This window comes from Streptomyces sp. NPDC001407 (assembly GCF_042895325.1).
Taxonomy (GTDB): Bacteria; Actinomycetota; Actinomycetes; order Streptomycetales; family Streptomycetaceae; genus Streptomyces.
The window spans coordinates 110,817-131,170 of the sequence record NZ_JBIAWF010000019.1; the positions used below are offsets into that span (position 1 = coordinate 110,817).

Consider the following 20,354-nt stretch of genomic DNA (forward strand, 5'->3'; position numbering starts at 1 on the left):
GATGGGACGCGGACGGGACTCACACGACCCCGGTCCCGCGCGGCAAGGACAGCGCCCCGGGCAGCAGTACCAGGCCCCGTACGGCGGTCGGACCGACGCTCAGGGCGGCGGTCGGCAGTGGCAGCAGCCACCGGCGTACGACGAGCCGGAGTATTTCGGCGGCCCGCAGCAGGGCCACGCCCCGTACGGCCCGAACCCGGGCCAGGGCGACCCGTACTACGGCCGCGGCGCGGACGATCCGGGCCACACCCAGCAGTTCGCCTTCGGCGAGGCACCGGACGCGTACGGCCCGTACGGCGGCGACCCCTACAACGGCGGTCCGCAGCAGGGCTCGTACAACTCGGGCGACACCTACCGCGCCGGTCAGGCCCCGGCTCCCGCGCCGCCCGCCGGGCCGCGCCTGCCGTGGAAGGAGCTGCTGAAGGGCATCGTCCTGCGGCCCTCCGCCACCTTCTGGCAGATGCGGGACCACGCGGTGTGGGTCCCGGCCGTGCTCGTCACCTTCGGCTACGGCCTGCTCGCCGTCTTCGGCTTCGACAAGGCCCGTGAGGACGTCCTGCACGCCACGCTCGCGAACAGCATCCCGTGGGTGCTGATGACCGGCGTGATCGTCGTGATCTCCGGCCTGATCCTCGGTGCCGTCACCCACACCCTCGCCCGGCAGCTGGGCGGCGACGGCATCTGGCAGCCGACGGTCGGCCTGTCGATGCTGATCATGTCGATCACGGACGCGCCGCGGCTGCTCTTCGCGATGTTCCTGGGCGGGGACAGCACGGTCGTCCAGGTGCTCGGCTGGGCGACCTGGCTGGCGGCGGCCGCGCTGTTCACCTCGATGGTGAGCAAGTCGCACGACCTGCCGTGGCCGAAGGCGCTGGGCGCCTCGGCGATCCAGCTGATCGCCCTGCTGTCGATCATCAAGCTGGGCACGCTGTAGCGGCTGCCGCTCGGCATGAGGAGCATGGGGAAGGGCCCCGGTCGCTGCACTTCGCGACCGGGGCCCTTCCCTGTGCGTTCACGCGTTCACGCGCGTGGCGGACCTACGCGTCGAGGACCTGGCCCTCGCGCCGGACGACCGGCGGCTCCACGCTCCACGGGAAGTTGATCCACTCGTCGGTGCGCTTCCAGACGTACTCGCAGTCCACCAGGGAGTGCGACTTCTGGTAGATCACGGCGCTGCGCACCTCGGCGACCGTGCCGAGGCAGAAGTCGTGGACGAGCTTGAGCGTCTTGCCCGTGTCGGCGACGTCGTCGACGATCAGGACCTTCTTCTGCGAGAAGTCGATCGCGTTGGGCACCGGAGCGAGCATCACCGGCATCTCCAGCGTGGTGCCCACGCCGGTGTAGAACTCCACGTTGACCAGGTGGATGTTCTTGCAGTCCAGCGCGTACGCCAGGCCACCCGCGACGAAGACGCCGCCGCGTGCGATGGAGAGGATGATGTCCGGCTCGTAGCCGTCGTCCGCGACGGTCTGCGCCAGCTCACGGATGGCCTGCCCGAAGAGGGGGTAGGTCAGATTCTCGCGCTTGTCACTCACTGTTGCTGTTCGCCTTGTCCCTGCTCAGACCGTGTGCGGTCTCAGACCTGTGTGCGGTGAAAGTTCTGGAAGGACCGCGAGGGCGTCGGCCCGCGCTGGCCCTGATAGCGGGAGCCGTGCTTCGCGGACCCGTAAGGATGCTCGACGGGTGAGGTCAGCCGGAACATGCACAGCTGCCCGATCTTCATCCCCGGCCACAGCTTGATCGGCAGCGTGGCCATGTTCGACAGCTCCAGCGTCACATGCCCCGAGAAGCCGGGGTCGATGAAGCCGGCCGTCGAGTGCGTCAGCAGGCCGAGCCGGCCGAGGCTGGACTTGCCCTCCAGACGGGAGGCCACGTCGTCGGGGAGCGTGATGACCTCGTACGTCGAGGCGAGCACGAACTCACCGGGGTGCAGGATGAACGCCTCGTCGCCCTCCGGCACCACCTCACGGGTGAGGTCCGCCTGCTCGACCGCCGGGTCGATGTGCGGGTACCGGTGGTTCTCGAACACCCGGAAGTAGCGGTCCAGCCGCACATCGATGCTCGAGGGCTGCACCATCGATTCGTCGAACGGGTCGATGCGCACCCGTCCGGCGTCGATCTCGGTCCGGATGTCCTTGTCTGAGAGAAGCACGGGTCGAGGATACGCGGAGAAGACGGACAACGCGGGCCCGGTCCGAATGGACCGGGCCCGCGAGGTGCTCAGCACTCCTTGATCACCGCTTTGGGATCACTGCTTCGGGATCACCGCTTCTGGACCGCCACCGGCACGGAATGCCGCAGCCTGGCACAGCGCGGGCAGCGGAGCAGCCGTCCCGGGCCGAGCCGGCCGGGACCGAGGTTCTGCATCGGGAACGAAGCGGTGCTGAACACGTGCCCTTCGGCACAACGAACGACGGTGCGCTCCATCGAGCTCCCTTTCCCCATGGTGTTGCTCATGCGTGCCTCCGGCACGACATGAAAGACAAAAGCCACATTAGGGGATGCATCCCAGCGACCCGCACCCGGCACTCCCGGCCGCCCCCGCCGACTTGTCGTCCCCCACCGTACGCCCCAACTCCCGCACACCGAGGCCGTGTCCCCACCGCCTTCACCAACCCCGCCAAAGCGGGGAAGACCCACACGGCACGTGCGCCGGGGGTCTTCGATGGGGTAGAGTGTGCGACGATACGACGCTCCGGAACGGGCGTCCGCGCGGGTGTAGTTTAATGGTAGAACATGAGCTTCCCAAGCTCAGAGCGCGAGTTCGATTCTCGTCACCCGCTCCACGAGAAAGCCCCAGGCCATCGGCCCGGGGCTTCTTTGTTTACCCCGTCCTGCGGGCCCTCGCTCGACGACGTGCCGGAGCCGCACGAGGCCACGGTGATCGCCCTGACCGGCAACGGCGGCACGAAGTCGTGGTTCCACTATTCCGTCGGGAACTCGTGTGGCCACAAGTGGATTTACCTCCGCGTCCACGGGACGAAGGCCGCAGGCTGAATGCCACCCGAGGAACCCTCACCAGCGCCCGAAGCTCAGCCTCCGGCCGGTGAGGCCCCGGAGCCGACCGCGGCGGTCGACGATGCTCCGGAGGCGGCAACCGAGTGGGAGGCCGATGCGGCCGAGAGTGCAGCCGAAAAGTACGGCAACAGCGCGCTGCGCGACGGCCCCAGCTACCAGGTGGAGCTCGACGACCAGCTGGGGACACGCGGCCTGGACCACTCCGAGCATGACAAGCTCCGGCTCACCCGGACCAACGAGCTGAGCGAGGCGCAGGCCCGCGAGGTCGTCGGGGTCCGTGACGCGATCAAGCTCGACGAGGGTCGCATGGTGACCAAGGTGATCACGCCCGAGCGCGCGGAACGCTACCTGGAGAACTTCACACCGCTCGACGAGAACGACAAATTCAGACCCGTCGAGTTCGGCGGCTCCATCGCGCGCGGCTGTGACACCGCCGACCTGCGCAGTATGGACCAACTGCGCGATGGGCTCGCTCTTGACGATGGCGGCGTGGGCTGGTCGCCTGTCCCACCGGGCGCGTCCGAGGCGTACCAGCTGCGCTTCCCGGCACCGCACGACATGCGTGCCGAGCCGTCCCTCGGCGCCGTCGGCGACAAGGAGTGGGCCAACCACGTCGCCGGCATGGCCGGCCAGAGCGAGGGATTGGCCTGGGAAGACCCGTTCCTCGGCACCGGCTACACCGGCGGGGGTGTCCCGGAGTGGATCGCCGAGCCCACCAGCTTCCCTCACCATGCTGAGATCTGGCTCATGCATGCCGACGGCACCGAAGAGGCCATCGGCTTCTTCGACAAGAACGAAAGGCTGTGGAATTACTATGGCTGACCCAGTGGGCCCCCCCTCCCCGGTCAAGGGCGAGGTCGCCGTCTTCCACGATGAGCCCTACCGGGCCCGTGGCGCCGTGGGCCTGTGGCCGTGCGTCGAGCTGCTGCCCGAGCCCGGGCGCCCCACACCCGAAGGGGTCGCGCCGCGCGAGTCCGCCGACGGGTCGGTGGGATACCCGGTTCCGCTGGAGAGTCTGGAAGCCTGGTACGCCGTGACGTGGACGTTCCGCTGGCGCGGCGAGCTCTTCGAGTGCACCGCCGCCACGCCCGCCACGCTCTCGGGCAATTACCTGGGCTCCGACGAACACTTCGCCAAGGAGCACCTCAAGCGCCGGGTCATCGGCTACCGCGGGGTCTTTCCGCGCGACGAGGTCACTGAGCTGGAGCAGCACCGCAAGGATCTCCTCCAGCCCCGGCACGCTCTGGTGCGGCGTCTGGACGAGGTCGACCATTTCCGCCCCAAGGCATATGCGGTTCACCACGGCCGGACGTATCCGGCCGCTGCCGAGGCCGACGCGTCGGGCCTCATCGCTCTGACCACCGGGGATGAGCGGCCTGAGGATCTCATCGCCGATCCCCGGGACCCGAGCGGCGAGCGCTTCCTGGCCGCCCCGGAGCAGTTGGACGCCTGGTACCGGATCCACTGGACCTTCCGCTGGCGGGGCGGCCCCTTCGACGCCGTCGGGACGGTGGACGGCAGGGTCAAGGGCGTCTACACAGGCGGCAGCTGGGGCTTCGCGGACAGCTTTCAACTTGACCCGGAGACGGGCCCCGACGGGGTGCACACCCAGTACACGGTCCAGGCGGGACTCAAAGGCGTCACCGACCTCGAGCAGCACCGCACCGATCTGCTGACCAAGCAGTAGCCAAGGCGCGGCGTGAACCTGTGAGGCCCAAGGCAGCCCCCGGGGCTCCCGCCGGTCATGCCGTCAGGTGCGCGACCCGGCCGAGCTCCGGGCGGAGGGTCTCCGCTGCCGCCGGGTCGGTCGCGCGCAACAGGGCCCAGGCCGCATGGGCGTTGCGGGCCGCGCGGCGGGTCTCCACGTCCGGGGCCCCGGCCTGGCGGCGGCGCTCGGCGGCGAGCACGTGCAGCCGGGTGGCGGCGGCCCAGTCGTCGCGCAGCAGCAGGGACAGCCAGGCGCGGGTGGCCAGCGCGCCGAGAGTGTGGGGGTGGAGCGGGCCGAGTTCCGCGGTCAGCACCGTCTCCAGGTCCGCGGCCGCGGCCGCCGCGCCCGCCAGGTCGCCGCGCAGCTCGGCGGTGACGACCCGGCCGAGCAGGGGGGCGTGCCGGGGTTCGAGCGGTCCGGCGGCCCGCTCCGTGAGGGCCGGGACCGCGACGGCCGGTGCCGGCGGGGGCGTCGCCACCGGGGTGGGGTGCGGAGCGTCCAGCGGCGTCACCGCGCCGTCGTGGTCGACTATCAGGGGCCAGACCGAACCGTCCGGCTCCTTGGCGTTGACCCGCACCGGGTGCCCGCGACGGGCGGCCCGGACGCGGATGTCGGCCAAGGCGGACGTGCGCGCGTCCTGCCCGGGCAGATTCTCGACCGGCTCCCCGTCGACGGTGGTTTCTCCCGTGGCGCTGATCACGATCGTGTACACGGGTGTCAGAGGGACCGCGTCGACGTCCGTCACTACAGGCATGGCCAATCCTTACTTCCCGCCGGTCCCCTTCGGTTCGGCCGCACCATCATCACCCGGGTCATCCCGGGTTGGGGTAATAGGGGGGTGACCAGCCCAGGTACTTCGCACCCCACTTCGTCTCGATCTCGGTGGCGGGGACGATGGATATCTCGCCCGGCGTCACGATGTCGTTGGAGGCGATCTTGCCGTCCCCGACGTAGATCGCGACGTGCCCGGCGCGATGCCCGGTGTCCCAGAACATCAGCGCGCCCGGCGGCGGGTTGCGGTCGCCGTCGTGACGCATGTCCTTGGGCATGACGTCCGTGTAGTGGTCGATGGCGTAATTGGTGCCGGAGGAGTTCCAGCCGTACGCGATCGAGGTGAAGGCCAGACACTTCTGGTACCAGTCCGAACGGTGGCTGTCCGCCTCGGCGCGGGCCCACTTGATGGCGTCCTCGGTGGAGCGGCGGTTGACGACCTTGGCGGGCCACCCAGCGGCACCGTCGTGGAACGGCTCGCCGGGCTTGGCAGGGGTGCCCGTGCCGGAATTGCCGCAGCCCTGCGGAGCGGCCGGCTTCTTGTCCCCGTCCTGCGCCGGCTTGCCGTCGGACCCCGTGTCCCCGGACTTCCCCGACTTGCCCGGGTGGTTCTCGCCCGAGCGCTCGAGGTCGATGCCCGCTTCCTTGGCGATGCTGCGGGCCTGGGTCTCCTTCGGGCCGTAGGCGTCGGCGAATCCGGAACGCTGCACCTTCTGGGCGGCGTCGTTCAGCGAGAGGTTCTCCCACGGGACGTCATCGAGACCCGGCGGGTCGCCGCTGTCACCGCCGAAGAAGAACATGTGGGCCGCGTACTTGGGGTCCAGGATCTGATCCCTCGTGCCCCAGCCCGACGACGGCCGCTGCTGGAAGAGACCGAGGGAGTCCCGGTCCCCGTAGTCGATGTTGTCCAGCTGAGACTCCGCGAGCGCCGTCATCAGGGCGATGAGCGTGGCCCGGCCGGGCAGCTTGCCGTCCTTGGCGACCTGATCGATGATCTTCGCGTTCGCCACTTGGCGCGCGCGCAGTTCCTTGCCCGCACCGCCCGTCTCGCTCCCGCTGCTGCCATTGCCCGACGCGCCGTCGTCGGCGGGCTGGCCGGGCTTGCCGCAGCCGGCGGCGGCCGCGCCGCCACCACCGCCGATGCCTGCGAACGCTCCGAGCAGGACCAGGAAGGCCATGAACAAGGCCGCGGTCGGCACGCCCAGCTTGACCATCAGGGCACGTCGGGCTCCCCCCGCCGCCAGGGCGAGGGCCTCACGTCCGTCCAACGACTCAGACCCCCAGGATCCTGCCCACGCGCCAGCCGTCGTCGCCGCGCGTGATCTCGGTCAGCAAGACCTTGGTGTCGGTGTACTTGCGGTAGCCGGCGACCGTGGTGTCCACGGTCACCTTGCGCCACACGCGCGTCGGGGTGTTCGCCTGCTGACGCACGCGGTCGTCGTCGGCCGGGCCGACGGTGACCTTGTCCACCGTGGACACGCCACCGTTGGAGACCAGCTCGTACCAGGCCTTGTCGTCGAACTGCTCCAGGTTCTTCGTCAACGCCTCGGTCATCCACGGCGCCGCCCGGCCCACCGAGGCCGTGTGGTCCTTGTCCACCGGCGGGTTACGCGCCCAGTAGGCACGCGCCCAGCCCTCGGCGGTCTTCTCCGGGGTGCTGCGGTCGGCCTGCGGAGAGGCGGACGGGGACGGCCCGGGGCTGGGGCCCGCGCCCTGCGCGGACTCCGTGACCGGTGCCTGCCCCGCGCCCGCCTGGACCACCTTCGCCGGCGCGCCTGCGTGGTCCGGCCACCAGTGATTGGCGGCCAGTCCGACGGCCAGCAGGCAGACGACCAGCACGACCGCACCACCGGCGGTGACGGGTTCGCGGCGCCGCTCCTGGGCGAGGCGCCGCTTGAGTTCGCCCCGCTGATCCTGTCGGTAGACCTTGCGTGCCCGTCGGCGCAGGGACCGCTTCGGCGCCTGCTCGATCTCCTCGGGGTACTCGTACGGGGTGTTGAGCAACTCCCGCCACTCGGCTGGGTTCCTGGGCCCCTTGTCCTTGCTCACTTGGTCCTCCTGCGGCGGCGGTCGGGGGCACTTGCGGAGGCGTTCCGCCGCACGGTGGCCTTCGCGCTGCTGGGCGGGGCGACGCGCGGCTGCCGGGGCTTGCTGCCGAGCTTCGGCCCCCGGCGGAAGTCGTGGCCGCCCTGGCCGTTACCGGGCTTCGACGACGCCGGGTTCCGGCGGCTGTTCGCACTCTGCGCACGTGCCGCCTGCTCGGAGCCGTTCCGGGCCTTCGGGGTGTTCTGGGCCTTCGGGTTCTTCTGGGCGCCCTGGTCGTTCTGGGTGCGTCCCCGCCCCCGGTGAGCGGCGACCGTCGCCGTCGCGGACTTCGGGTGCACGCTGGCCACGCTGGTGGTACGCCGCTCCGGCAGGTCCACGCTCGTGCCCGCACCCCTGCGGCCCGCGCCCGCCCGGGTCGCCCCACCGGCGGCGCGCGGGCCGTCCGATCCCGTGCTCCGCCCGTCCGCACCCGGCCGGTCCGGTCCGGCCTTGGACTTGGCGCCTCCGCGCACACCGAGCGGGACGGTGGTGTTGGTCGCGGCCCAGGAACTCATGGCCATGGCTTTCCCGACGTGGGAGACCTTCTCGTCGAATGCCTTCGCGCCCTTCCGCGCTCCCGCCGCCGTGAATCTGCCGGCTTGCTTACCGGCCCACCCGGTACCGCGCAGGGCCTTCCCCGCCGTCCAGCCGCCGGCCCGTCCGGCCATCCGCCCGGCTCCTCGCGCGAGGGCCATGCCCGCCGCGGAAGCGCCGGGGCTCATGGCACCGGTGACTCCGACGATGCTCTCCATGACGCCACGGAACTTGAACGCCACAAGCGCGCTGGTGATGCTGATGCCGGCCGCGGCGAACCAGCCGTATTTGCCGATCATGGAAACGCTCGCGGTGTTCAGGACCAGCACACAGCCCAGGACCATCGTGCTGACGAACGACTGGAGCGTGAAGCCCAGCAGCATGTCGAACCAGCGCACACCCCACTGTCTCGGCCGGCCCGGGATGACCCACATGCAGGCGAAGACCACTCCCGCCAGAAGCAGCATCAGCGCGCCGATCAGCGAGGCTAGGGAGGCGAAGGCGAGCGCGATGGCCAGGGCGGCGAAGAGAACCACACAGACGAAGGCCGCGATGGCGACGGGGACGCGACCGGCGTTCTTACCCTGGCGCCAGTCGACAGCCGGCCTTCCTACACAGTCGTCACCGTCGTCAGCGCAGACGTGTTTCGAAAGCCAGCTCTCGCGGCCCTTTGTGTTGTCTCCCTTCGCATCCCACAGGTCCTGCGCGTATTCCTTGCAGACGTTGAGATTGCCGAACTCGGCAACGCACCAGGGCGTCACGACGTACGACCGCCAGATCGCGTCGGAAGACTTGCGCAGCATGTTGTCCTGGGTCGACCCGCCGAAAGAGACATCGCCCTTGATGTCGATGGGTTCTTTCGTCTCGGTGCCCATACCGGCGCTGGCGGCCTCCATGGCAACGGAACTGCCGACGCTGCGCGCGGAATCGATCGCGCCCACCCACGCCTGGGGTGTGGTCAGCAATGACACCGAGAGGATTCCGGACGCCGCCACCCAGCCCAATTGACTGATGGCACTTCCGCCGGCCTTTCTGTGGTTGACCCACGCCACCAGGGCCCCCACCGCCAAGGCCGAGGGAAGCAGGGTCTCGGAGACGGTTCCAGCGGCACCGGAGATGGCGTGGGCGATCGAGTCCTGGAGCTCCTTGACGGAGGTGAACTTGATGGCCCACTGCACCACCACCACAGCCGCCAGACCCACCAGGACCGTCAGACCCATGAAGATGACGGCGATGCCGTTCTGGATCTGATAGCCGATCTCGTCCCAGCCCAGCTGGCTGTCCAGCTGGTAGAGGCCGCTGTTGCTGTAACGCTCGAAGAGCGTCCCCGATTGTCCGGCGGGCAGGGTGCTGGGTGAAGGCAGCAGCGCGCCCATGCCGGCGGGGTCGTACTTCGAGGTGTCCCTCGCGGCGGCGGCACCACCGGTCACCATCAGCGTGGTGAGCGCCCCGACGAGCGGAATGGCGAGGGTACGGAAACGAGGCATCCTCATCCCTACGACCTCATGAGCGCGTCGCGGACGGGGGCCCCGTGCCTCATGTCCGTGTCATAGACATCCGCGTCCTGCTCGACCAGCCACTTGTCGTCCTCCTTGACCATGCGCAGGGCGACTCGGTGAACACTCCGCCCCTCTTCGCCGTTGGACGTCGTGACGACCATGAGTCCGCTTCCGGCGATGTAGTCACCCGACGCAGGAACGGTGACGGGGTTTCCCTCGACCGTCACGGAGGACGGGCTGCCAGGGTGGCTCTCACCGTTGGACGCCGCGCACTCGTCGACCGACTTGCCTCCCCTGTTCTGTCGGGTCTCCAACGCACACATCTGCCGCCAGTCCTGATGAACGGTGGCTTCCCGGAACTTGACCGCCGCGGCCTTCATCGCCGCTTCGTCCTGCCCGAAAGCGTCCGGCGTCCTGGACGCCCCGGAACCCGGCTTCTTGTCGTCCTTCTTGCCGCTGTCCGAAGACGACGAGCACCCCGTCACCACCAGGACCGACGCCACCACGGCGGCCGCCGCTGTCATCCGCTTCACGCGTTCGCCTCCTGAGATCCGGACTTGGTCATCGACATCGGGCCCGGCTGCTCCGCCCCGACGCCCGTCGTCTTCGGCGTCGTACTCAGCAGCTCCAGCACCTCCAGCGACGGCACGTCGAACTGCACCGTCGCGCTGTTGAAGCGGCGGTCGCGCATGATGCAGTGGCCGTGCCGGATCTCCTGGGTCACGTCAACGCCGATGGCCTGGATGAGCTGGCGCGTGTGGTCGCCCTTCGGCAGGTCGAGCAGGGCCGCCATCGCGTCCTGCTGTTCCGGCGTCGTGAGCTGGAAGCCGAAGACGGTCGTCATCTGCTCGACCAGACCGGTGAGACTGGCCAGCGACTCCGGGTCCTGGGTGTCGACGACGAGGGCGGTGTGCAGCGCGCGGCCGACACGGGCGATGTACTGGAGGAACGAACTGCCCTCGCGGGTGGCCGTCAGGACGTGCACCTCCGGCACCGCGACGACCTTGCGCAGGCCGCGCAGGTCCTTCCGGCCGGCCATGCTGATGCCGTACGCCAGCAGCGAGTGGACGAGGGCCACCGAGAGCCGCTGGTGGACCGACCAGTCGTCGCGGTCGTCGTCGGGGGATGGCAGGGTGATGCCAGGGACCTGGACGACCCAGATGCCCGGCGTGGGCGTGAGCAGCGTGGAGCCGTCCGGCCGGCCCATGAAGGGCGCGCCGAGGCCGGTCAGCGACAGCTCGTAGAGCGCGTTGCCCGCCTCGCGTGACAGCTCGTCCTCGGAGCGCCGCAGCCGCTCGATGACCTTCCAGGTCGCCGGGTCGCCCGCGGCGATGGTCTCGTTGACCGCGCTCTGGATCGGTGTCTCCGCGCCGCGCATGCGCAGGTGCTGCGGCAGGGCGATGCCGAGCTGCGCCGGGACCTCGGTCTGCGCGCGCTCGGCGCTCTCGCCGGACAGCAGGGTGAAGAGGTCGGCGACGCCCGCGAACTGCGCCCCGGTCTCGATCAGATGGGCGTTCAGCCCGAAGCGCTGTCCGGCCGACACGAGGCCGCCCATGTCGCCCTTGAAGTCCAGGGCCAGCACGAAGGAACCGCGGAAGCCGGAGTCCAGCAGGGACAGCATCATCGCGGTCGTCTTGCCACGGCCACTGCGCCCGATGAACGCCGTGGTCGTCGCGTCACCGCGCTCGGAACCACCGGTCAGGTCGTTGCGTACGACACCGGGCGTCGAGCCGGTCAGATAGCCGATCGCCGGGCCGGTGTCGTCACCGACCGACGCGCCGCCCCAGAACCAGGAGCCGGCGAAGGCGCCGACGGTGCGCGTGTGCACCAGGTCCGGCACCCGCAGCATGTCGCCGGGCTGGGACTCCAGCCACAGTTCGCGCTGTTCCTCGGCGGCGACGCTGACCTCGATGCCCAGGCCGCCGTAGTAGCCGATGACGGCGTCGCAGCGGGCGCGCAGGTCGTCCAGCGAGATCTCGCTGCTGACGATCAGGCGGGGGTGGTCCTCCATCAGCGTGACGTCCTCGCGCTTCATGTCGCGCGAGAGGCCCGTCATCGTCTCCTCGGTCTCCTCGATCTCCTGCGCGGTCTCGCCGGCGGAGTGCTTGGCGGCGCTCTGCCGCTGCTCCTTGGCGAGCCTGCGCACCTCGTCGATCGCCTTCAGGGCGTCCCGCTTGTGCAGGACCTTGAAGCGGACGGAGGGCTCGGGGTTGACCGGCTTGACCTGGATGTCGGCGTCGTGGTCGTCGTCGGCGTACTCGGGTACGTAGGTGATCTCCGCGACGGCCCGCAGCCACTCCCCCGCGCCCGGCGACTCCATCTCCTCCGGGAAGCCGTCCATGGTGAGGATCGCGGTCCAGGACGTGGTCTCGCCGTGCTGGTCGACGAAGCGCAGGTGGTCGGGGTGGGGCAGGACGCGGCCGCGGGTGAGCTGGGCCAGCTTGGCGCCGGATATGAGGCCGTCGCCGCCCGGCGACGGCAGCACGGTGCCGCGGCGCTGCTCGCGGGCGACCATCCAGGCCAGCATCTCGACCGTGGCCGGCTGCGCCTTCCACGGCGTCGTCTCCAGCTGCCGGCCCAGACGCCGGGTGAGCGCGTCGAGGCGGGCGATCTCCTTCTGGGAGACGGAGGTCGAGCTGATGCCCAGGGCGTCCTGGGCGCCCCTGCTGCCCCGGGCCTTGGCCTGCGTGGAGCGCTCGGAGATGCGCACGCCGAGCAGCAGCAGCCGGGTGGGCAGCTCCAGGTCGTCGAGGCGGTCGACACGGATGTCGGCCCATTCCCCGTAGTTGCCCGCGGAGAAGAGGGTGTCCGCCTCGTTGCGGTACTCGGCGGCGTTCAGCGGCGCCCACAGCACCTTGAGGTGGCAGTCGTAGCCGGAGAGCGTACGGGCCAGCGCGCTGCTCGCCTGGTCGTGCTCGGCGTCCCGGGCGCTCTCCGACATCAGGTCGGTGTTGGAGCCCGAGAGGACGAACCACGCCTCGGCGTGCGTCTCGGTGACGACCAGGCCGTCGGCGAGGGCGACATAGCGGGGCGGCGGGGCGGAACGGTCACCCTCGACGCCGAGAAAACGGGCGATGCCCTTGAACAACTTCAATGTCGGCTACCTTTACGTGCCATTCGGACCGGGCCGGTGCGCCGCACTGCCCGTCCATACCTGCTGGGCCGCGCTCTGCACCTGCTGCTGCGCCGCCTGTTCGGCGGCCTTGCGCTCCTTGCCGGAGAGGCCGCGCATCCGCGCGCGGTAGACGAAGTCGGGGCCGTAGAGCCGGGGCCTGGCGTCGAGCTTCGCCGGGCGGCCGGCCAGCGGCTTGGGCTCCTCGCCCCCGAGGGCACCCTCGAACACGCCCATGCCCGGGAGGGCCAGGAGCTCGTCCGTCCTCTCGCCCAGCCGGGCCCGGAGCGGCAGCCACTCGCTGCGGTCGGCCGCGCGGCGGCCGCCGTTGACGACGGGCCGGTGACCCACCGTCAGATAGCGGATGGCGAGCGCCCACTGCGTGAGGTTCCACCGCCGCTCGTTACGCCGCGAGCGCTGCGCGCCGTAGAACGTGATGAGCGCGGGCGGCGCGAAGTAGAGGGTGAAGAGGAACTTCGACGGGAACCCGAAGACGAGCAGCAGCCCGCCCACCCAGACCGCGTAGATCGCGGCACCCGTCACCAGGACCCGGCGGGAAGGACCCTCTCCGAGGTCCATGCCGAACAGCTCGTGCTGCCGTGTCTCCAGGTCGAAGTGGCGGGTGAACGTGTGGCCCACCCTCATGCGCCGGACACTTTGTTCCAGATCGCGATGAACATGGCCTTCGTGGAATCCGACGCGAAAACGAAGCCGGCCACGACCACACCGGCCATGAAGTGGCCGAGGAGCTCGCCCCATTCACGCTTCGCGTAGTGGCCGATGGCCCTGACCGCGAGGACGATCAGAAAGATGTTTCCAGCGACCAGGAACACCCAGTTCTGGAGTTCGGCGCCAGTGGTCAGTGCAAGTTGCATCGGTATTCCCCCATGGTGAGACGGGCAGCGTTGAAGGGATGAAGAGCCGGCGGACCGGCGGAAAGGAAAGGGTGGTGGCTGGGTGCCAGGCCGGACCGGTTACGGCGTGAGACCGCCGTGGACCTCGGAGACCTGCCAGCGCTCCGCCTGAGCCGATGACACGCGCGTCACCTTGACCCGGTAGGTCTGCTCGATCTCGGCCCCGCCGAGGTTCCAGATGATGCCGGCAGTGCCGATGCGGTCGGTTCCGCTTCCCTCGTCCACGGTCCAGCTGCGGACCGCGCCGAGCGTCATGCCGGACGGCAGGGCCGGAATGGACGCGCCGGGCGCGGCGACCGAATCGGACTCGCCCGTGGCGTATTTGGAGAAGAATTCCCCGACCACGCCACGGGTCTTCTCGCCGAACTCCATGTCGTTGCTCGCACTCCCCGGCGCCGGTACCGACGGGCCGCTGTTCGGCACGCCGACGATTCCGGGCTGGCCGGTGACGACGACGCGGCCGGCGGCCTGGACGACGGGGACTTCCAGGCCCATCCAGCGGGTGGCGGACTTGGCGTCCTTCTTGCCGTCGTCCTTCTTCGTGTCGTCTTTCTTGCCGTCGTCCTTCTTGTCGCCCTTGTCGGCGGGCGCGGCGTCGGGAGTGTTGACGAGGACGTCCACCCGGACGCGGGCACGCTTGTCACCGAGCACGGAGACGGTGCTGGGCTGGACGACAAGCACCTGCTGGCGCCCCTTGGAGTTCCAGCCCGCAGCGGCGTCGGCGCCCCTGGGCAGGTCGCGCGCCAGGGCGTCGGCACGGGCCTGCGGGTCGCCCTCGTCCCAGGTCAGGTACGAGCGCGCGAACCGCGCGGCGACCGCCTGGGCCTCCTCGACCGGATACTGCGGCCCGCTGTCGGCCTTGGCCTGAACGGGCTTCGCCGGTGCGGGCGCCCAGATCCACGACCGGACGCCCGTGATCGCGGCGAGGGCGACGACGCCCCAGAGCACGCCACGGCCGGCCTTCACGGCGAACTTCGCGCCGCTCTTCTCGTCCTCGATCTGCCAGGGCACCTGACTGTCGGAGGCGCCCTGGGCCCCCGCTTCCGGCGGCACCTGCCCGGTCCGCGCGGGACCGGGCATCTGCGCCTGGAGCCGTGCGCCGGCGTCGGTCCACTGCTGAAGACCGGCGGGTACGGAAGCGGTGGGTGCCGCGGGGGCGGCGGCGGCCTTCAAAGGCTTGTCGGCATTGGGAGTTGCCGCGCCCTTATCGCCTTTCGGCTCCGGCAGATTCAGTATCCGCCGCATGACCGTCTTGAACGTGCTCAACCTTGGTGACCCTTCCCCCGTACAAGGCCTGAGTGCCTGGACAGTACGTGGGCCTATTACTGATCGTCAAACAGCTTGATTTGTCCAATGAGTGACCAAGAGTGAGCGAACTCTTACCGGTTCCGCATCGGGAATTCCCGACAAGGCGGGTGTTTCAGGAACACGGCCCCCCGCGATCGCGTGGCGACCGTCACGCCCATTCGGACCGACCCGCCCTTTCACCCCTTACATCAGCGCCGGACCACGGCCCCTGGACTGCGACGGCAGCGGGTCGACAACGGGTGCGGTGGTGCGCGACTGTTGCCTGGGCTCGGTTTTTGTAGCCAATCTGTTGCGTAGGCCGGGGCCTTCCGCCTGCAAGGTCTCACCGAGACCGGTGTCCAGGGAATTCGCCTGTTCCTGTGCCTTGGCCGCGGCCTCGGCGGCGTGGAGCGTCTTCAGGTCCGTCTCCATCTGGCGGACGTGCTCGACGATCTCCGGTTCGACCTCCGGGTTGAGGGTGGCCCGGACCTTGCGGTTGCCCAGCTCTTCCACACCCGAGGGGGTACGGACGTTCTCGTACCGCTCGTTCTGGAGCAGATCCGAGGCTTCCTGGTAGGAGACCGCCCGCGTCGGATCCTCTTTGGTGTTGTACTTCTCGAACTCCCCGGACCGGGCCAATTCGTAGAGTTCGTGGTTTTCCGATTTGGCCTTGAAACTCTCCGGGGTGTGGAACTGGAGCTCGAACTTCTCCTTGGTCCCGGGGTGCTCCCAGGCGGTGTTGACCCCCTTGTAGACCGGGTCCTCCCAGGTGTTCTGCTCCGAAACGGGCTCGAACCCACGCTCCCTGAGCTCGGCATACGTCCGCTGCGTGCCCTGGACGTAGTTGTCCGTGTCGAAGGTCAGCGTGTAGCGGTTGAGGTCGTCGACGTCCTCGCACACCGACTCGGCGTCCACGCCGGGTCGTTCCACCGCGACCGCCGCCTTGCGACGGAACGAGTCGAGCCCCTTGAGGGAATAGTCCAGGCCCTCCAGCTTTCCGCCGTGCTCGACGGATCGTTCCTCGATGCCGCGCATGAGGCCGTCGAGCTGCCCCCGCGCCGCCTTGGCGGACTCCCAGCGAGCGGTCACCACACGGTTCTGCTCGGCCGTCAGCTCAAGGTGGTCTTCACGCTTCTCAGCGGAGCCTCTCCATGCCCCGACCTCTTCGGTGCTCACAGGTCGGTGGCCCCCATCACGCCGAAGAGCTCCTGCAGAAGGCGCTCCGCCCCTTCGGCGGTGAGCTCCTCCAGGTGCGGGGGGTTGCTCTGACGTGCGTCGAAGAATTCGGCGACGGCACTGTCGGCCTTCCACACGCCGCCACGCATGAACGTCTCGTCGTGAATGCGCTCGGGGCTGCTGCGCCGACGCACGACCGTCGTGGCCCCCTGCCCGGCGCGCCACCTGCGCTCACTGGGATAGAAGGCCCAGTACCGCACCCAGCCCTGCCGGTCGGCTTCCAACGCGGCAGCACGCTCGGCGGTCACCGGAAACAGAACTCCCGGCATGGGGGCGCGACTGGTCGTGTGCCATGCCCAGTCGAGCAGGGAAAGGAACTCCCACTCCTCACCCGACCGACGCCAGAGGCTGGAGGGGCGTTCCTCGGTGTACGGAGCCGCCGCCTTGACGAAGTATTCGTAACCGCTCTGATCACCCATCAGTGACCTTCCTTTCCGGACTTCATGCCGTACCGCCCGCTCTGCACCAGCTCGGCCGCCTGCTCGTGCGCTTTCGAGAACTCCGCGCCGTCCGCCGCACCGCGTACCCGGCCGGAGCGGTAGAGATCGTAAAGGAGATGATTCTCCGACTGGACCGAATAACTCGCGTCCGTGTGGAACCGGATCTCGAAGCGCTGCTCTCCGCCCGGCCGCTGCCAGGCCGCCCGGAATCCCTTGTAGAGGGGGTCCTCCCAGGTGTTCCGTTCCGAGCCGGGTACGAGCTCGAAGCCCTGCTCGTGCAGGAAGGCGTACGCCTGCTGGACGCCCGCTGTGTAGTGATCGGTTGCGAGCACGAGGGTGTAGCGATTCAGGTCACTGATCTTGTGGGCGAATGCCCCCACATCGACCCGGAGCCGCTTTCGCGCGGCGGTCTGGCGGCGGAAGGCGAGAAGGCCCTTGAGGCGGTACTGCTTTCCTTCCAGACGGGCGCCGTACGGTTCTCCGAGCCGGGCCGTGAGGGCCTCCAGGACGGCGTCGAGTTCGCCATGGGCCGCGCGCGCCTTTTCCCAGCGGGCCGTGACGAGACGGTTCTCCTCCGCTGTCAGGGCCAAGGGGCGTATGTCGTCGGAGCGGTCGTCCCGCCACGCGCCGACCGGCTTGTCACCGCTCACAGTTCCGTGTCCCCGTTCGCCAGTCGCGCCGCCTCCGCCGCGTCGACCTCGACCAGGTGCGGCGGGTCGGAGGGCCGGGCACTGAGGAAGTCGTGCACGGCTTCGGTCGGTTCCCAGGTGCCGTCCGGGCCGTACGCCTCGTCGAGGATGCGCTCCGGGCTGCGCCGCCGCCGGACCACCGTGGTCGGCGGCGCGCCGGCCCGCCAGTCGGCCTCGTCGGTGAAGTGCGCCCAGTACGTGACCCACGCCTGCCGGTCCGCCGCCAGCTCCAGCGCGCGTTCGGCCGGGAGCGGGTGCAGGATCTCCCGCCGCACCGGCAGCTCCGCCACGGCGTGCCACTCCCAGTCGAGCAGGGAGAGGTACTCCCAGCCGTCGTCGGCGCTGCGCCACAGCCCGTCCGGCCGGTCCGCGGTCCACCCCCGCGGGACCTCGGCGAAGAAGGCGTACCGCGCGTTCTCCAGGCGGCGGCGCTCGGCCTCAGCCTCGGCGACGCGGGCGCTGAGAGCGGCCGTGTCGGTGGGGCGGCCGGGGCGGTCCGGGGAGTGGTCGGTCTCGCACTCGCTGAACATGTAGTTCTGCCGGATGCGCTCGACCGTGGGCCACAGCCACATCTGGTGCCAGTAGGCGAGCTCGGAACCGCTCCGGGTGGGGTCGGCGTCGGCCTCGACGGCCGCGCACCAGGCCGCGCGGAGGGCCGCGAGCTCCTCGACGACGCCGCCGTGCTTCGGCCAGCAGGGCCAGATGCGCAGGTGGAGCTGCGGGGCGTAGTGCCGTCCGAACCAGTCGAGCCAGTCGGCCAGTTCCTGCCACTCCCGCTCCGTGGCCCGCAGCGACCACGGGAGGTGACCGCCGGTGCCGGAGCCGCCGGAGGCGCCGGCCTCCAGGGCGTTCAGACGGTCGAGGATCTCGCCCAGGATCTCCTCGACCTCGCCCTGTTCGCGCTTGACGCCCAGGGCGAACTTCTTGATCTGCTCCTCGAGCCCCGCGCGGTAGGCGGCGAAGTCCGAGACCTTCAGTGCGTCGTCCACGGCGTGCTCCCTACAGCTGCTCGAACGGCGCCGGGCCGATGCGCGCCGCGCGGGTCGCCAGCTCACCGGCGCGCAGCGCCTGCCCGTCGCGGCTCTGGTCCCACGGCTCCAGCTCGACGATGACGCCGGGCGCGCCGCGGAAGAGGAGCAGCGCCTGGCCGTGCGGGAGCTGGCGGATCTCCTCGGGGCGCAGGATGCGGCGCTCGCGCTTGACCTCGGAGGTGCCGTGGCCGAAGAGCCGGGCGGTGTCCCGGGAGGTGGAGAGCTCGGCCAGCTCGGTCTCGCCGATCAGCTCGGAGAAGCGGCGCAGGGCCTCGATGTCCTTGAGGCCGCCCATCACCAGGGACGCGGCGGCGTTGTCGAGGAGGGTGGCCGCCTCCTTGTCGCCCCAGCGCAGACCGGCCTGGGCGAGCGACTGGAGGGCGTAGACGAGGTGGATGCCGTAGCCGCGCGCGTCGGAGGCGAGCGAGGGGAGCTTCGGGAGCGGGGCGACGTTGGCGACCTCGTCCAGCACCAGGCGGAGGAAGGGGTCGAGCCGGCCCGAGGGCGTACGGGGCGCGCGGCGCTTGGCCGCGTCGACGACCTCGCCGAGCAGCATGGTGGTCAGCGGCGAGACGTTGGTCGAGGCGTTGGAGTCGCTGATGAGGACGAGGGTGTCGCGGGAGGCGACGAAGCGGTCCGCGTCGAAGACCGGCACGCCCTCCTGGGGGGTCACGCAGCGCAGCACCTTGCGCAGCGCGAGGGGCTCGATCTGCGCGGCGAGGGTCTGCCGGGTGGAGGCGACGGTCTCGTCGGCGCCCGTCGAGACGGACCGCAGCAGGACGTCCCAGCCGGGCTCGGCGCCCGGGTGGTCGGTGAGGATGGCGCGCGGCTCGCTCGCCTTCTCCAGGTTGGTGGCCCAGCGCAGCACGTGCTCGATGGTGCGGCCCTCCAGCGCGGCCGCGTGCAGCAGGCGGGTCAGCGCCGAGGAGGCCGTCTGCTGGAAGAAGCCGGCGTTGGTGGACGAGCCGTCGTCGGCGCCCATGCCGACGGAGAAGGACAGCGCGCGCGAGGTGGCGGTCTCGCCGTCCTGGCAGCCGGCCACCGGGTCCCACACCATGCGCTCCGGCCAGCCGACCGTGTCGAGCGGGTCGAAGACCCACACCTTGCCCTGCCGGGAGCGCGGCTGGGCGATGACGTCGAGGACGTCGGCGCGCGTCGAGGTGACGACGAGCGGGCCGGGCGCGTCGAGGCAGGCGGGGATGACGACATTGCGGGACTTGCCGCCGCCGGAGGGGGCGATGACCGCGATCGAGTCCTCCGGCGTGGCGACGAGCGGCTGTCCGCTGCCGAGCTGCCGGCCCATCCGCCAGCCGAACTCGCGCAGTTCGGCGCGGGCGGCGGCCTTCGGGTCGTAGCGGCCGTCCTTGCCGGAGAAGCTGGTGGCGCGGGTCTGCGCGGCGGCGGCCCGGGCGCGTGCCTCGCCGAGGTTGTGGCGGGCCTCGGCGGCGGAGGCCAGGCCCTCGCCGCCGGCACCGCGCACGCGCCGCGCGCGAGCGCGTACGGCCAGCGTGATCAGGGCGATGGGCACGGCGATGAAGGCCAGCCAGACGCAGACGGTGACGGCGGGCGAGGCGGCGTGGATGCCGTCCTCGCTCAGGCCGTCCAACGGCCGGTGCAGGGCGAGTGCCTTGACGGTCGCGGCGACGTCGGACACGGCCATGCCGTCGGCGGTGGCCACCAGGGCCAGATGCCATGTCGCGAGGAGCCCCGCCACGAGGCCGACGCCCTTCGCCAGGGCTATTTCGCCCTGGGGACCCGCGCCCTTTTCTCTCTTCCGCCCCGATTCCCGTGCCTTCGCCACGCCCGGCCCCCGTTCTCACCCGCGTTCAAGGTCCCTGACGGTAACACCCTCGATTCACGCGAAACCCCCTGGTCAAAGGTCTGGGCCTGGCGTGCGGGCGCGCACGGCCGGGCGCCTCGGGGAGCCCCTGTTTCCCCGCCGGTACGATCAGCGGCATGCCGCAGGAGGCCCTCGACGACTTCGCCCCGTCCAGCAGGAACAACGCTTCCGTTAGCGGCATTTCGGGTAG

21 protein-coding genes and 1 tRNA gene are annotated in these 20,354 nt (G+C 70.2%); 5 read left to right on the forward strand and 17 right to left on the reverse strand.

Annotated features, from left to right (window positions below):
- Position 1: 1 nt before the first annotated feature.
- Positions 2–934 (forward strand): YIP1 family protein, encoded by a 933-nt coding sequence (locus ACFY1P_RS24675; protein ID WP_390751915.1) that lies wholly within the window; start codon positions 2–4, stop codon positions 932–934.
- 103 nt (positions 935–1,037) lie between these two features.
- Here the strand turns inward: ACFY1P_RS24675 and ACFY1P_RS24680 are convergent, their stop codons facing one another.
- From ACFY1P_RS24680 to ACFY1P_RS24690, 3 genes are all read right to left on the reverse strand, one after another.
- Positions 1,038–1,535, reverse strand: coding sequence for a phosphoribosyltransferase (locus ACFY1P_RS24680; protein ID WP_390751891.1), 498 nt, complete (start codon positions 1,533–1,535; stop codon positions 1,038–1,040).
- 41 nt (positions 1,536–1,576) lie between these two features.
- Entirely contained in the window at positions 1,577–2,152 is a 576-nt protein-coding gene (gene dcd / locus ACFY1P_RS24685) for a dCTP deaminase (RefSeq protein ID WP_030366976.1), read from the reverse strand.
- 110 nt (positions 2,153–2,262) lie between these two features.
- A complete protein-coding gene (locus ACFY1P_RS24690; protein WP_390751892.1) occupies positions 2,263–2,457 on the reverse strand; it encodes a hypothetical protein in 195 nt (64 codons plus the stop codon).
- Positions 2,458–2,712: 255 nt separating this feature from the next.
- On the opposite strand from ACFY1P_RS24690, the gene ACFY1P_RS24695 reads away from it, so the two are divergent.
- From ACFY1P_RS24695 to ACFY1P_RS24710, 4 genes are all read left to right on the forward strand, one after another.
- Positions 2,713–2,786 (forward strand) — tRNA-Gly (locus ACFY1P_RS24695).
- A 70-nt stretch (positions 2,787–2,856) separates the two neighbouring features.
- Positions 2,857–2,997, forward strand: coding sequence for a hypothetical protein (locus ACFY1P_RS24700; protein WP_361521317.1), 141 nt, complete (start codon positions 2,857–2,859; stop codon positions 2,995–2,997).
- On the forward strand, positions 2,998–3,840 hold the full coding sequence (locus ACFY1P_RS24705; protein ID WP_390751893.1) for a hypothetical protein: 843 nt from the start codon (positions 2,998–3,000) through the stop codon (positions 3,838–3,840).
- Complete coding sequence (locus ACFY1P_RS24710; protein WP_390751894.1) at positions 3,833–4,705, forward strand: hypothetical protein; 873 nt, start codon at positions 3,833–3,835, stop codon at positions 4,703–4,705. The genes ACFY1P_RS24705 and ACFY1P_RS24710 overlap by 8 nt, the downstream gene beginning before the upstream one ends.
- A gap of 55 nt (positions 4,706–4,760) precedes the next feature.
- Here the strand turns inward: ACFY1P_RS24710 and ACFY1P_RS24715 are convergent, their stop codons facing one another.
- The 14 genes from ACFY1P_RS24715 to ACFY1P_RS24780 all read right to left on the reverse strand — a co-directional run bounded on the left by ACFY1P_RS24715 (position 4,761) and on the right by ACFY1P_RS24780 (position 20,125).
- The gene (locus ACFY1P_RS24715; RefSeq protein ID WP_390751895.1) at positions 4,761–5,480 is read right to left on the reverse strand and encodes a hypothetical protein; all 720 of its coding nucleotides are present in this window, start codon (positions 5,478–5,480) and stop codon (positions 4,761–4,763) included.
- Positions 5,481–5,538: 58 nt separating this feature from the next.
- Positions 5,539–6,765 (reverse strand): peptidase M23, encoded by a 1,227-nt coding sequence (locus ACFY1P_RS24720; RefSeq protein ID WP_390751896.1) that lies wholly within the window; start codon positions 6,763–6,765, stop codon positions 5,539–5,541.
- Between the two features lie 4 nt (positions 6,766–6,769).
- Positions 6,770–7,546, reverse strand: coding sequence for a hypothetical protein (locus ACFY1P_RS24725; RefSeq protein ID WP_361521303.1), 777 nt, complete (start codon positions 7,544–7,546; stop codon positions 6,770–6,772).
- A complete protein-coding gene (locus ACFY1P_RS24730; protein WP_390751897.1) occupies positions 7,543–9,603 on the reverse strand; it encodes a hypothetical protein in 2,061 nt (686 codons plus the stop codon). Before ACFY1P_RS24730 ends, ACFY1P_RS24725 begins: the two co-directional genes overlap by 4 nt.
- 8 nt (positions 9,604–9,611) lie before the next feature.
- The gene (locus ACFY1P_RS24735) at positions 9,612–10,148 is read right to left on the reverse strand and encodes a hypothetical protein (RefSeq protein ID WP_361521299.1); all 537 of its coding nucleotides are present in this window, start codon (positions 10,146–10,148) and stop codon (positions 9,612–9,614) included.
- Positions 10,145–12,709 carry an ATP-binding protein gene (locus ACFY1P_RS24740; RefSeq protein WP_390751898.1) on the reverse strand — a complete coding sequence of 855 codons (2,565 nt, stop codon included), beginning with the start codon at positions 12,707–12,709 and terminating at the stop codon, positions 10,145–10,147. The genes ACFY1P_RS24735 and ACFY1P_RS24740 overlap by 4 nt, the downstream gene beginning before the upstream one ends.
- Positions 12,710–12,721: 12 nt before the next feature.
- On the reverse strand, positions 12,722–13,372 hold the full coding sequence (locus tag ACFY1P_RS24745; RefSeq protein ID WP_361521295.1) for a hypothetical protein: 651 nt from the start codon (positions 13,370–13,372) through the stop codon (positions 12,722–12,724).
- Complete coding sequence (locus ACFY1P_RS24750; protein WP_361521293.1) at positions 13,369–13,602, reverse strand: hypothetical protein; 234 nt, start codon at positions 13,600–13,602, stop codon at positions 13,369–13,371. Before ACFY1P_RS24750 ends, ACFY1P_RS24745 begins: the two co-directional genes overlap by 4 nt.
- Before the next feature lie 99 nt (positions 13,603–13,701).
- Positions 13,702–14,907: a conjugal transfer protein gene (locus ACFY1P_RS24755; protein ID WP_390751899.1), complete on the reverse strand. Its 1,206-nt coding sequence runs from the start codon at positions 14,905–14,907 to the stop codon at positions 13,702–13,704.
- A gap of 225 nt (positions 14,908–15,132) precedes the next feature.
- On the reverse strand, positions 15,133–16,104 hold the full coding sequence (locus tag ACFY1P_RS24760) for a hypothetical protein (protein WP_390751900.1): 972 nt from the start codon (positions 16,102–16,104) through the stop codon (positions 15,133–15,135).
- On the reverse strand, positions 16,101–16,583 hold the full coding sequence (locus ACFY1P_RS24765) for a hypothetical protein (RefSeq protein WP_390751901.1): 483 nt from the start codon (positions 16,581–16,583) through the stop codon (positions 16,101–16,103). Before ACFY1P_RS24765 ends, ACFY1P_RS24760 begins: the two co-directional genes overlap by 4 nt.
- The gene (locus ACFY1P_RS24770) at positions 16,583–17,254 is read right to left on the reverse strand and encodes a hypothetical protein (protein ID WP_390751902.1); all 672 of its coding nucleotides are present in this window, start codon (positions 17,252–17,254) and stop codon (positions 16,583–16,585) included. Before ACFY1P_RS24770 ends, ACFY1P_RS24765 begins: the two co-directional genes overlap by 1 nt.
- Positions 17,251–18,282: a hypothetical protein gene (locus tag ACFY1P_RS24775; protein WP_390751903.1), complete on the reverse strand. Its 1,032-nt coding sequence runs from the start codon at positions 18,280–18,282 to the stop codon at positions 17,251–17,253. Before ACFY1P_RS24775 ends, ACFY1P_RS24770 begins: the two co-directional genes overlap by 4 nt.
- A gap of 10 nt (positions 18,283–18,292) precedes the next feature.
- Positions 18,293–20,125, reverse strand: coding sequence for a type IV secretory system conjugative DNA transfer family protein (locus tag ACFY1P_RS24780; protein WP_390751904.1), 1,833 nt, complete (start codon positions 20,123–20,125; stop codon positions 18,293–18,295).
- Positions 20,126–20,354 lie beyond the last annotated feature (229 nt).